Annotated in this window: 14 protein-coding genes; 5 read left to right on the plus strand and 9 right to left on the minus strand. The window is 60.4% G+C overall.

Annotation, left to right across the window (positions count from 1 at the left end):
• The first annotated feature begins 87 nt into the window (after positions 1-87).
• A complete protein-coding gene (locus FRT59_RS18175) occupies positions 88-786 on the plus strand; it encodes a tellurite resistance TerB family protein (protein ID WP_153871913.1) in 699 nt (232 codons plus the stop codon).
• Here the strand turns inward: FRT59_RS18175 and FRT59_RS18180 are convergent.
• From FRT59_RS18180 to FRT59_RS18215, 8 genes are all read right to left on the minus strand, one after another.
• Complete coding sequence (locus tag FRT59_RS18180; protein ID WP_153871914.1) at positions 783-1,604, minus strand: hypothetical protein; 822 nt, start codon at positions 1,602-1,604, stop codon at positions 783-785. The genes FRT59_RS18175 and FRT59_RS18180 overlap by 4 nt on opposite strands.
• Positions 1,605-1,622: 18 nt before the next feature.
• Complete coding sequence (locus FRT59_RS18185; RefSeq protein ID WP_153871915.1) at positions 1,623-1,970, minus strand: DUF2493 domain-containing protein; 348 nt, start codon at positions 1,968-1,970, stop codon at positions 1,623-1,625.
• 64 nt (positions 1,971-2,034) lie between these two features.
• The gene (mgtA, locus tag FRT59_RS18190; RefSeq protein WP_153871916.1) at positions 2,035-4,749 is read right to left on the minus strand and encodes a magnesium-translocating P-type ATPase; all 2,715 of its coding nucleotides are present in this window, start codon (positions 4,747-4,749) and stop codon (positions 2,035-2,037) included.
• A 235-nt stretch (positions 4,750-4,984) separates the two neighbouring features.
• Positions 4,985-5,278: a hypothetical protein gene (locus FRT59_RS18195; RefSeq protein ID WP_034119669.1), complete on the minus strand. Its 294-nt coding sequence runs from the start codon at positions 5,276-5,278 to the stop codon at positions 4,985-4,987.
• A 317-nt stretch (positions 5,279-5,595) separates the two neighbouring features.
• Positions 5,596-6,207: a LysE family transporter gene (locus FRT59_RS18200; RefSeq protein ID WP_153871917.1), complete on the minus strand. Its 612-nt coding sequence runs from the start codon at positions 6,205-6,207 to the stop codon at positions 5,596-5,598.
• Between the two features lie 35 nt (positions 6,208-6,242).
• On the minus strand, positions 6,243-6,797 hold the full coding sequence (locus FRT59_RS18205) for an arsenate reductase ArsC (protein WP_153871918.1): 555 nt from the start codon (positions 6,795-6,797) through the stop codon (positions 6,243-6,245).
• A gap of 11 nt (positions 6,798-6,808) precedes the next feature.
• Positions 6,809-8,092, minus strand: a complete 1,284-nt coding sequence (locus tag FRT59_RS18210) for an arsenic transporter (protein WP_153871919.1) — start codon at positions 8,090-8,092, stop codon at positions 6,809-6,811.
• Positions 8,093-8,111: 19 nt separating this feature from the next.
• On the minus strand, positions 8,112-8,468 hold the full coding sequence (locus tag FRT59_RS18215) for a metalloregulator ArsR/SmtB family transcription factor (protein ID WP_153871920.1): 357 nt from the start codon (positions 8,466-8,468) through the stop codon (positions 8,112-8,114).
• A 175-nt stretch (positions 8,469-8,643) separates the two neighbouring features.
• Between FRT59_RS18215 and FRT59_RS18220 the strand changes: the two genes are divergently transcribed.
• The 4 genes from FRT59_RS18220 to FRT59_RS18235 all read left to right on the plus strand — a co-directional run bounded on the left by FRT59_RS18220 (position 8,644) and on the right by FRT59_RS18235 (position 10,460).
• Positions 8,644-8,859 (plus strand): hypothetical protein, encoded by a 216-nt coding sequence (locus tag FRT59_RS18220; protein WP_034119665.1) that lies wholly within the window; start codon positions 8,644-8,646, stop codon positions 8,857-8,859.
• 71 nt (positions 8,860-8,930) lie between these two features.
• Entirely contained in the window at positions 8,931-9,626 is a 696-nt protein-coding gene (locus tag FRT59_RS18225; protein WP_034119663.1) for an AzlC family ABC transporter permease, read from the plus strand.
• A complete protein-coding gene (locus FRT59_RS18230; RefSeq protein WP_153871921.1) occupies positions 9,623-9,934 on the plus strand; it encodes an AzlD domain-containing protein in 312 nt (103 codons plus the stop codon). The genes FRT59_RS18225 and FRT59_RS18230 overlap by 4 nt, the downstream gene beginning before the upstream one ends.
• 172 nt (positions 9,935-10,106) lie before the next feature.
• Entirely contained in the window at positions 10,107-10,460 is a 354-nt protein-coding gene (locus FRT59_RS18235; RefSeq protein WP_153871922.1) for a hypothetical protein, read from the plus strand.
• A gap of 148 nt (positions 10,461-10,608) precedes the next feature.
• On the opposite strand, the gene FRT59_RS18240 is transcribed toward FRT59_RS18235, so the two are convergent.
• Positions 10,609-11,313: a YoaK family protein gene (locus tag FRT59_RS18240; protein ID WP_153839668.1), complete on the minus strand. Its 705-nt coding sequence runs from the start codon at positions 11,311-11,313 to the stop codon at positions 10,609-10,611.
• Between the last annotated feature and the right edge of the window lie 52 nt (positions 11,314-11,365).

An 11,365-nucleotide genomic window follows, 5' to 3' on the forward strand; every position in this document is an offset into this window, starting at 1 on the left:
AGCTTGCCCGCCCGGCGGTCATGGTGTTCCATCTGGGGCGGGCTATGTTTGATAAACGCCACTATTGCGCCCCGGGAGGGCGACACCATGAATACCAGCGATCTACTGGAACAACTGTTGCGTGCAGGGCGGCAGCAAGGCGGCGGCGCTTCGGGCGGCGGCCTGGGCGGGTTGCTCGGCGGTTTGTTGAAAGGCACCAGTACCGGCAGTGCTCCGGCCGGTGGCGGCTTGGGTGGATTATTAGGTGGCCTGGGTGGTTTGCTGGGCGGTGCACCGACCGGCGGCACCACCCAGACGCGTAGCGGTGGAGGGATGAATTACGCGGCGCTGGCGTCCCTGGGGATGGCGGCTTTCCAGGCGTATCAAGCCTGGCAACGTCAACAAGCCACTGCCCCGCAGCAAGCCATCCAGACCGTTGACCAGCTTGACGGCCCTGAGGCCGAAGCCCACAGCCATGGTGTATTACGCGCGTTGATCGCGGCGGCCAAGGCGGATGGCACTATCGATGCGCAAGAGAAGCAGATGATCTCCGCCGAGATAGGCCGTCATACCGACGACCCCCAGCTACAGCAATGGCTCGACGCCGAAGTCGCCAAGCCCTTGAATGCCGCAGACTTTGCCGACTATGCCAATGACCCGGCGCTCGCCGCGGAGATCTACCTGGCCAGCGTCATGCTGGTCGATGATCAGCAGGACGCCGAGCGCAATTACCTCGACAAACTGGCCGGGCAGTTGCAAATCGACCCGCAGTTGCAGGTACACCTGGAGCAGCAGGCCAAGGCCTAGAACCTCAGCGTCGCCCCAGTGGTCAGCCACTGGGCGCGTTCCCCAATCAGGCTGCGCCCGACCACCAGGTCCACGTCGACCCGTTTGCCGACGTGGAATCGCGGCCCAGCCTGCCATGCCTGCTCGCCGCCTTCCTGGCCATAGCGTTCGCCAATCAGGGTCAGCCACTCTGCAAGCTGATATTCAAAACCCGTGCCCCAGGTCAGGCGATGTTTTTGATCACCGTCGTTATAGGCGTGGCTCCAGCCAGCATTCAGGTTCAGGCGTAATGGTGCCAAGGCCTGCCAGGTCAAAGGAACATTCAAATCGGCCCCGTCAAACCCGTGCTGGCGATCCAGGGCCACATGCGCCCCGGCTGCAATTGCCAGCTCAAGACCCAAGTCCTCTCGTGACAACACCTGCGCCTTCACCTGCGGGCTGATCTGCGTCTCGCCTTTGCCTGCGGCCGTGGCCCGTGACAACGCGGCGCCCCACTGCACGGTGGGCATGGCGCTGAACGTGCAGGCGGGCGACAGGGTAGCGTTATGGGTACTGCCCGCGTGCCGATTGGCGCTGTACCAGGCGTCGACATTGCATTCTCCCGGGGCGTTGACGGCGCCGTCGTCGACCACATAAGCACCGCCTGCGGCATGGGCTTTTGAAAATAGCGCGATAAGCAAGACGGTGCCCAGGGTCACGCCGATAAAGATCAGGTTGCGCTGCAATGCACGGCGCTTGGCCGGTGGCAACAACAGCAACGTGTGGCGCGCACCGCGATAGTGACGCGCACGGTATTTGGCAAAGCCGTCCTGCCGCTTTGAGTGGTATTTTTTGTGCATGATGCACCTCGCTTGCATTCAGCTTTCTACGGTCAGCACCGAAATGCCGCTGGCTTTGGCCTGGCACACCAGCTCCAAGGTATCGTCACCACCGGGCAGGGCGATGATCACGTCGGGGCGGCTGTCGGCCAGCATGAAGTGGTTGCGCTGGCGTTCCGCCTGTTTGCCATGGCGTTGCCAATTGGGTGGGTAACGCACCACGTCGATGCCGATTTCCCGCGCCCATTCCTCGATCGCGCTGCCGAGAAACTGGTTGCCGCCGTGGATCAATACCTGCACTGGGTGCAGGCGGTGGTAAGCGTCCAGCACATGGCGGGACTTTTTGGTGTCGGCGTAATGACGACCTGCACAGATCAAGACGCGCATTGGGAGCATCCTTGTATTTCGCGGTGGCGGCCGGGCGACCGCCACCGTTTGAACGGCGGGGGGATCAGTACCACTGCTTGAAGCGGCGGATGTAGATCGTCTTCATCAGTTGGGCCACGCAGCAGTACGCCAGCAGAGTGCCCACCAGCCATGGGAAGTACGCCATCGGCAGCGGTTGCAGGCCCACCAGGGTGCCCAGTGGCGAGAACGGCACGTAGATGCCCAGGGCGATCACGATGCAGGTCATCATCAATACCGGCCAGGCAGCGGTGCTCTGGAAGAACGGAATCTTGCGGGTGCGCAGCATGTGCACCACCAGGGTTTGCGAGAGCAGCCCCTCGATAAACCAGCCGGACTGGAACAGCGTCTGCATTTCCACACTGTTGGCCGAGAACACGTACCACATCAGGGCAAAGGTGGTGATGTCGAAGATCGACGAGGTCGGCCCGATCCAGATCATGAAGCGACCGATGTTTTTCGCATCCCACTTACGTGGCTTGGCCAGGTATTCCTTGTCCATCTTGTCCCACGGCAGGGCCAGCTGGGAGATGTCATACATCAGGTTCTGCAGCAGCAGGTGGATCGCCAGCATCGGCATGAACGGAATGAACGCGCTGGCTACCAGCACCGAGAACACGTTGCCGAAGTTGGAGCTGGCGGTCATGTTCAGGTACTTCATGATATTGCCGAAGGTTTCGCGGCCCTTGAGCACGCCTTCTTCCAGCACCATCAGGCTCTTTTCGAGCAGGATGATGTCGGCCGACTCCTTGGCGATATCCGTACCGCTGTCCACCGAGATACCCACGTCGGCATCCCGCAGCGCCGGTGCATCGTTGATTCCGTCGCCGAGGAACCCAACAGTGTGGCCGTTGGCTTGCAGCGCCTTGAGCACCCGCGATTTTTGCAGCGGCGTCAACTTGGCGAACACCGTGCGTTCCTCTACGCGGCGCAGCAGTGTGGCGTCATCCATCGCTTCGATTTCCACGCCCAGCAGCGGCTGGCCTGGCTCGAGGCCGACCTGGCGGCAGATCTTGCTGGTGACCACCGCGTTGTCGCCGGTCAACACCTTGATCGCCACGCCGATCTGTTGCAGCGCTGCAATCGCCGGGCCTGCGGTTTCCTTCGGTGGGTCCAGGAAGGTCAGGAAGCCCTGGATCACCAGGTTGCGTTCATCGGTGGTGGTGTACTGCTGGCGTGCCAACGCTTTGGGGATATTGCGGGTCGCCACCACCAGCACGCGGAAACCATCTTCGTTGTAGTCATTAGCCAGTGCCAGCAGGTCCTCGCGCCGGCGATCATCCAGGGGCAGGGCTTCGCCGGCCTCCATGACGTGAGTGGAAATGCTCAGCATCTCTTCCACCGCGCCCTTGCACACCAGCAACTGGTCGCCGGCAGCGTCCTTGACCACGATCGACAGGCGACGGCGCACGAAGTCGAACGGCAATTCATCGACCTTGCTGTAGGCAAATGGCACCTGGAACTTGGGGTTCTGTTCCGAGAACTGCACCACGGCCTGGTCCATCAGGTTCTTCATGCCGCTCTGGTGAAAGCTGTTGAGCCAGGCCAGGGACAGCACCGCATCATCGCGCTGGCCGAAGGCGTTGACGTGATGCTCGAGGATGATCTTGTCCTGGGTCAGGGTGCCGGTCTTGTCGGTGCACAGCACGTCCATCGAGCCGAAGTTCTGGATCGCGTTGAGGCGCTTGACCACCACTTTGCGCTTGGCCATGGCCGTGGCGCCCTTGGCCAGGTTGGCGCTGACGATCATCGGCAGCATCTCCGGGGTGAGGCCCACAGCCACCGCCAGGGCAAACAGGAAGGCATCGCCCCAGTCACCTTTGGAGAAGCCATTGAGGAAGAACACGATGGGCACCATCACCAGCATGAAGCGGATCAGCAACCAACTGACGCTGTTCACCCCACGGTCGAAGGCGGTTTGCACCCGCGAGCCGACAATCGCTTTGGCCAGGGAGCCAAAGTACGTGCGCGGCCCGGTGGCGACCACCACGGCCTTGGCACGACCACTGACCACGTTGGTGCCCATGAAGCAGATATTCGGCAGGTCGAGCAGGTTGCCTTGGTCGGCGGCCAGGGCCGAGGCGGATTTTTGCGTGACATCGCCCAGGGTGTCGTACTTCTCCACCGGCAAGGCTTCGCCGGTCAGCACGGCCTGGCTGATAAACAAGTCACGTGACTCGATCAGGCGGATGTCGGCGGGAATCATGTCACCGGCCGACAGTTGCACGATGTCGCCGGCCACCAGCTCGCGCATCGGCACTTCGCGCAGGGTGGGCTGGGCGCCGACCTGTTCGCGGCGCAGCACGGTGGCGGTGGTGCGTACCATGGCCTTGAGGGCTTCGGCGGATTTCGCCGAGCGGTGTTCCTGCCAGAACCGCAGCAGGCTACTGAGCAGGACCATGGTCATGATGATGATGACTTTGGTCAGGTCGACTTCCTCACCGGCCTGCAGCGGCAACCAATAGTCGGTGACAAAGCTGATCCCGCCGAGGGTCAGCAGCACGTAGATGAAGGGGTTGTTCAGTGCCTGCAGGAACTGGACGATGGCGTGTGGCGGCTTGTCATGGGCGACTTCGTTATAGCCTTCCCGTTGCAGACGCGCCGAGGCGTCCAGTTCGGTCAGGCCATCCTGGGTGGCGCGCACATTGGCGAGGGTGGCCGCGAGGCCGTTCTGGGCTTCACGGGCGGCGCGCATCGACAGTTTGGTGTCGGCAGCGGTGCCATTTTTCTTGTGCAGAGGCGTGTTTTTTACGGCGCTCATTGTCTGTACTCCTGTCGCCAATTCTCGACAAAACATACCCGGTACTTACCTGCATACAGGCGAGCGAAAGCATGCCGAGCCGCGGACTTCGCGATCGGTTTAAATAAAGTGTTCAAGTAACTTTTACAGTGCCCGCTAACAGCGCGTTAATTAACGTGCGCGCAGCGGGCTACTACTGGACGTGTTCATAAAGAACTCCAGGGTATTAATAAGAAAGTTGCTGTTTCCAGCCAGGTCAGGCGGCGCGAGCGCTCACGTAAAGACCGAGCATCAAGCTAGCTTGCGCCAGGCTGGAAACCTTGGGTCTCTGCGGGTCTTGAGGGTCGGCGTGATCCCAGTGCTGCACCAGTTGGCCGCTGTCAGGGCAAATACGCCAGTGCGCCAGCGGTGGTGCCGGGCGCACTTGGGGGGAGGGTGCAACAAAGGCCGAGCGAGTGGGCGAAAAGCCCACGGGCGCGCGGCACAGCTTGGCGCGCAAGGCTGCGGCCAGTGTCGGTACATCGGGCAAAGCAATGAATGGGAAGGTCATAACACACCTCGGGACCGGACAGCGACCGGTGAGGCAGTTACGGTGGAGCATCGAGCTCTAGCGCAGCTTACCGGACCTGGAAGGCGAGTCCTGTCATATTCTGGGTTTGGCGCCCGATGCCCGCTGATACGGCGCTCGGACAGCGACTAGATACTGTGTCCATTGGCTTCTTTTGTGAGGTTTAAAAAAGGCCCCAGTTGCGGGCACGGGCAATCTACTCAGGCGGTAACAGAATGTCAACGCATGATTAATTAAATTAACCCGTGTTCAGAGTTCATTCAGATAAGAGGCACTCGGAAGTTGCTGGATATATAACTTCATATACCCTGGGCGGCGAGTATTGCCAGGTAGATCAATACCAAACCGCAGGCCGCATAACTGACACGCTGCCACAGCGGTGATGCGTTCTTGCGCAGCAGGTTCACCAGCGCGGCGATCAGAAAACACGAGAGCACCGACGCCAGCATGAAACCGGCAAAAAACATCAGGGTCTGCCCGTGGCTGGGCGTGGCGCCGACGATGCCGGACAAGGCACTCCCCAGGGCGCCCCAGTACACGATGTTCTTCGGATTGGCCAAGGAGATCGCGGCGCCGACGGCCAACGCATTTTGCCGGGAACTGGCCGGTGCGTCGTCGGTTGCGGGCAACTGCCAGGCATCGATCAGGCTGCGGATGCCCAGCCACGCCAGGTACAGCGCACAGACGATCGTCAATGGCACCCGCACGGCGTCATGCTGGATCAGCAGCGCGATACCGGTGAGGCCAATCACTGCCCAGACGGCGTCGCCCACCAGCGAGCCGAACTGCACCAGCAGCGCCGGTGTGAAACCGTGGAGTAAGCCACGACGCAGCGTTTCTGCCAGCACCGCGCCGGGGGAGAGGCAAAACACAAAACCGAATACCAGTGCGTAGAAAAAGATCGTCAGCATGCCTGCGTCCTTTCAGGAAAGTGCAAAAGCATACGTCAGCGCGGGGTTAGGAAACCATGCAGATTTGAATGGCCCACAGGGTGACCCACATTTCTTTCAGGTTCGACTTGAAAACCGGTCGGTTTCAAGGCTATACGCTCGAGTTCAACCTTCAATTCATCCGAGCTGAGGCTTGCAAAGGGCAGCGCAAAAAACGCCTCGCATCGAGCGGCGATAATGTCGAGGGTGGCTTTGAATGCAGCGTCTACCTGGGCTTCATCACCGCGCATGTGCGAAGGGTCTTGCAGCCCCCAATGCGCCTTCACCGCCAAGCCGAAATACACGGGGCATGCTTCCCCAGCCGCGTTGTCGCACACGGTGATGACTATATCCGGAGGGCTACCTTCAAAGGCGTCATTGCCCTTGCTGTACAAGCGTTCGATGCTGATACCCGCCGCCTGCAGCGTGCTCAGGCTGCGGGGCAAGACCTGGCCTTTAGGGAAGCTGCCCGAGCTGATTGCCTCAAAGCCAGCCGGCGCCAAATGATTGAACATCGCCTCCGACAGGATGCTACGGCAACTGTTGGCGGTACACATGAACAGTACTTTCATTGCCGTCTCCTTTAGACGCTCAGGCGCAGGGCAAGAGCGGCGAGGGTGATCAACAGCACCGGTAAGGTCAGTACGATGCCGACCTTGAAGTAGTAACCCCAGGTGATGGTGATGCCTTTGCGTGCCAGGATATGCAGCCATAGCAAAGTCGCCAGGCTGCCGATAGGAGTGATTTTCGGGCCCAGGTCGCTGCCGATCACGTTGGCGTAGATCATTGCGTCCTTGACCACGCCCACGGCATGGCTGGACTCGATGGACAATGCACCGATCAACACCGTCGGCAGGTTATTCATCGCCGATGAGAGCAGCGCCGTTAGTACGCCAGTGCCCATGGCGGCGCCCCACACACCGTAGGTGGCGAAGGTGTCGAGCCAGGTCGCGAGGTAGTCGGTCAGGCCAGCGTTTCGCAGGCCGTATACCACCAGGTACATGCCCAGTGAAAAGATCACGATCTGCCAGGGCGCTTCCTTGAGGACTTTGCGCGTGGAAATCTTGTGGCCTTTGGCGGCAATCACCAGCAGCAACACGGCACATGCTGCGGAAATCGCACTGATGGGAATGCCCAGCGGCTCCAAGGCAAAACAGCCCACCAGCAAAATGCCGAGTACCCACCAGCCGGCGCGAAAGGTCGCACGGTCATGGATGGCGCTGGCGGGGTCGTCAAGGTCGGCCGGGTCGTAGGTCTGTGGAATATCCCGGCGGAAAAACCACAGCAGCACCGCCAGTGTCGCGGCGACGCTGACCAGGTTCACCGGCACCATCACGGCGGCATATTCGTTGAAGCCGATCTTGAAATAGTCCGCCGAGACGATGTTGACCAGGTTCGACACCACCAGCGGCAGGCTCGCCGTATCGGCGATAAACCCGGCGCCCATGACGAATGCCAGGGTCGCCGCCGGAGAAAAGCGCAAGGCCAGCAGCATCGACATCACGATGGGGGTCAGAATCAGCGCCGCGCCGTCGTTGGCAAACAGCGCCGATACCAGGGCACCGAGCAGCACCATATAGGCAAACAACCGCCGGCCGCGGCCACGCCCCCAACGCGCCACATGCAGGGCGGCCCAGGCGAAGAACCCGGCCTCGTCGAGTAGCAGGCTGATGATGATCAGCGCGACAAAGGTGCCGGTGGCGTTCCAGATGATGTGCCAGACCACCGGAATGTCCGCCAGGCTGATCACCCCGCAGCCCAGGGCCAGGATCGCACCCAGGCTGGCACTCCAACCCACGCCCAGGCCCTTGGGCTGCCAGATGACCAGCACAATGGTGATTAAGAAAATCGCACTTGCGACAAGCATGAATAAACGCTCCGATGGCTCAGCAGCAGGTGCTGGTCCGTTGTGGTCTGTCGCCCATTGCATCCAGACGCAGCGCGTCGTTCTGCAACCATGGCTGGTTGGCTTGCAGGGTGGTGTCCAGCACCTGTTTGACCCAGGTGGGCAGGGCCGGATTGATGCGGTAGTAGATCCATTGCCCTTGGCGACGGTCCAGCAGCAGCCCGCAACTGCGCAATTGCGCCAGGTGGCGGGAGACTTTTGGCTGGCTGTCGTCCAGAGCATGGATCAGTTCACACACGCAAAGTTCGCCTTCGCGCAAGATCAACAGGGTCAGCCGTGCGCGGGTGGCATCGGCCAGGCATTTGAACAAGGAGGGAGGGCAGAGAAGATCCGACATGGCCAAGGCCTATATATATGTTTATCCGAATATACGTATTTCCATATATTTCAGTCAAACCTTGTTTCATTTGATATGGATCAAATGCCCTGGAAACAGCCACAACTGTTTGAAATTAAACTGAAACACAAATGTCCTAAAGTGCCCGCCCATTGCTGAAGAAGGAAGAACCTGCGTGACCCGTGCCACTCGCAACCTGCGCAAGACCCTGGATTCCGTCGCGGAAAATAACGAAACCGCGGCGTTCGACCTGATGCGTGCCGTCGAAAAACTCAGCGATGAAGTGCTGCGTCAACGCCTGCTCAACACCATCCACCGGCTGAACCAGGATGCCTACGAACTGCGCGAAGCGCGGGATTCGGTGGAGCAGGTCTCGGTAAAGCTCGCCTGAGCAAGATCGTTCAAGACAAGCGCTTTATGGTGCTGGCATGCTTGTCGACTGTCTGTCGATGAGCCGTTTCCATGCCCACTGCATTACCTCATTACGCCTTCACACGCGGCGCCATCGCCGTCATTCCCTTGTCCCTGGCCTGCGCGCCCTGGGGATTGCTCGCCGGGTCCATGGCCATCGACGCGCAATTTACCCCGCTGCAAGCCCAAGGCTTGTCCGCCATTGTGTTTGCCGGTGCGGCGCAGTTGGTGGCAATCGGCATGGTCAAGAGCGGCGCCAGCCTGATTTCCATTGTGCTGACCACTTTGTTGCTGACCTCCCAGCATCTGCTGTATGGCATGCACATGCGGCCCACGTTGTCTTCGCTCAATACCCGCTGGCGCATGAGCCTGGGTTTTCTGCTGACCGATGAGTTCTTCGCGCTGGTCAACCACTATGACCGCGAGACCTTCAATCGTTGGTATGCCCTGGGCGTCGGCCTGACGTTTTATATCATCTGGAACCTCTTCACTCTGGCTGGCATTGTGCTGGGCAAAAGCATTCCCGGGCTGGACCAGTTGGGGCTGGAGTTCTCGATTGCCGCGACCTTTATCGCCTTGATCACGCCAGTGGTACGCGATGTGCCCACGGTGGTGTGCGTCGCCGTTTCGCTGCTGTGCTCGGTATGGTTGAGTTACCTGCACTGGGAATCGGCGGTGGTGGTTTCGGGGGTGTTGGGGATGAGCGCAGGGTTTGCCTGCAAGCGCCTGGGAGTGGGGCAGCGATGATCTACTTGATGATTGTGGCCATGGGCCTGGTGGTGTTTTTCAACCGCTATGTGTTTCTCGAACCGCGCCTGCCGGTGCGGCTCAATCGCGGCGCCCGTGAGTTCCTGGGTTTCGCCGTGCCGGGCATGCTCACGGCGATCTGCGGGCCGATTATTTTTCTGGCTGACCATCAGCTCAACCTGAGCCCGACCAACCCTTACTTGCTGGCCGGTATCTGCGCCGTGGCGTTGATGTTCTGGACGCGCAGCGTGTTGATCACCGTGTTGCTGAGCATGGCGCTGTTCTATCTGTTTCGTTGGTGGCTCTGACACCCAGGCAAAAAAAAGCCCGCGGGAGGGCGGGCAGAAGGGACGCTTCTTGAAAATGAGCTTGGCCACTATAGGCGGCAAGTTTGCCCTTCACAGTGAAACAAAGTTCATGGGCGCGTCAGTTGGCGCCAGCACAATGGTAGAGTCACGGTTTTTCCAAGGAAGCAATGGCATGCACAAGGTGGTAATTGGCGCATTGGTACTGGCAGCACTGGCCGGTTGCGCGGGCTCGAAGATGAAAGAGGCACGCGCCGGCAGCCCCTACAAAACTTTGGCATCGGACAAGACCACCCTGGTGGTTGCCCAATGCATCCAGTTCGGCTGGCAGGATGAAAGCGTGTTTGGCGTTGACGCCGGCGGTTTCAAGGAGCCCACCGAGGCTGGTGGTTTCACGGTCTACACCACGGGTGGCGACTACTTTGCCGATGTACAAAGCACTGGGGCGGGTTCTACCGTCAAGTACTATGCAGCCGAAGACAATATGCCAGCCAAACGCCGCTTGGCTGCCCTCGCCACTTGTCTGTAATACGTTGCCTTAGTCATATTCCGAAACGCCTGGCAGGACAGCCGCCGGGCATTGTCTTATGATTCACTCGCTCGCTCGACGCGATGGCTCTTTACCGGTACACGGATGTCGAGGCTTAAACGTCGGGCGAGCACCTCTTTGTTTCGCCTCAGCGTGGCATGAAACCCAGTTGCCAGCGGCGCGGAATCATCAGTGTCACCAGCCCCAGTAATCCCGCCAATGCACCACTGACCCACAGTGCGCGCAAGCCCATCTGCTGCTCCAGCAGTGCCCCGATCACCGCGCCGATAAACATTCCGGCCCAGGGAATCAATTGCACGCGCCAGCCATTGCGGCGTTCGCCCAATAGCCAGCGCCCCAGCCCGCGACCAAAGCGTGATAGCGCGCCGGTGACGTAGGTGAGCCCCACTGGCAAACCGTTCACTTCCTCGACGGCCGCGTTGAGCATGCCCATGGCGATAATCGCCGCCAGCAAAGCGGGCAAGGTCTCTGTCGATGGCCACAGCGCCGCGCCGCAGAGCAAGGCACCGATGCACAGCAACAGTGGCAACGCGTGGCGCTTGCTGAAACGGCTGACCACCACGCCCAATGCGTTGCCGACCACAAAGGTGGCGACCAGCAGCACCAGGCGCCCGGTGAGCCCGAGGTCGCCGGCGCTGATGGCCACCGCCAGGCGCGTGGTGTTACCACTCATGAACGAGACAAAATCGCCGCTGGCCATAAAGCCGATGGCATCGGTCATGCCCGCCAGCACTGACAGGCAAGCCACCAGCATCATGCCCACCCGTCCACGCCAGCGCTGTCGATGGGCGAGCGTGACATTGGTGTAAGGCTTGCGGGACGAAGGCAGCATGGGGCCGGTTTCCTCGATGAGATTATCCGGCCACTACCGTAGGACGCTTTGC

Origin of the sequence: Pseudomonas haemolytica (assembly GCF_009659625.1) — a bacterium.
Lineage (GTDB): Bacteria > Pseudomonadota > Gammaproteobacteria > Pseudomonadales > Pseudomonadaceae > Aquipseudomonas > Aquipseudomonas haemolytica.

Coding starts and splice junctions, on each gene's coding strand:
- FRT59_RS18175 (WP_153871913.1), top strand. CDS start 88: ATGAATACCAGCGATCTACTGGAACAACTGTTGCGTGCAGGGCGGCAG.
- FRT59_RS18180 (WP_153871914.1), bottom strand. CDS start 1,604: ATGCACAAAAAATACCACTCAAAGCGGCAGGACGGCTTTGCCAAATAC.
- FRT59_RS18185 (WP_153871915.1), bottom strand. CDS start 1,970: ATGCGCGTCTTGATCTGTGCAGGTCGTCATTACGCCGACACCAAAAAG.
- mgtA (WP_153871916.1), bottom strand. CDS start 4,749: ATGAGCGCCGTAAAAAACACGCCTCTGCACAAGAAAAATGGCACCGCT.
- FRT59_RS18195 (WP_034119669.1), bottom strand. CDS start 5,278: ATGACCTTCCCATTCATTGCTTTGCCCGATGTACCGACACTGGCCGCA.
- FRT59_RS18200 (WP_153871917.1), bottom strand. CDS start 6,207: ATGCTGACGATCTTTTTCTACGCACTGGTATTCGGTTTTGTGTTTTGC.
- FRT59_RS18205 (WP_153871918.1), bottom strand. CDS start 6,797: ATGAAAGTACTGTTCATGTGTACCGCCAACAGTTGCCGTAGCATCCTG.
- FRT59_RS18210 (WP_153871919.1), bottom strand. CDS start 8,092: ATGCTTGTCGCAAGTGCGATTTTCTTAATCACCATTGTGCTGGTCATC.
- FRT59_RS18215 (WP_153871920.1), bottom strand. CDS start 8,468: ATGTCGGATCTTCTCTGCCCTCCCTCCTTGTTCAAATGCCTGGCCGAT.
- FRT59_RS18225 (WP_034119663.1), top strand. CDS start 8,931: ATGCCCACTGCATTACCTCATTACGCCTTCACACGCGGCGCCATCGCC.
- FRT59_RS18230 (WP_153871921.1), top strand. CDS start 9,623: ATGATCTACTTGATGATTGTGGCCATGGGCCTGGTGGTGTTTTTCAAC.
- FRT59_RS18235 (WP_153871922.1), top strand. CDS start 10,107: ATGCACAAGGTGGTAATTGGCGCATTGGTACTGGCAGCACTGGCCGGT.
- FRT59_RS18240 (WP_153839668.1), bottom strand. CDS start 11,313: ATGCTGCCTTCGTCCCGCAAGCCTTACACCAATGTCACGCTCGCCCAT.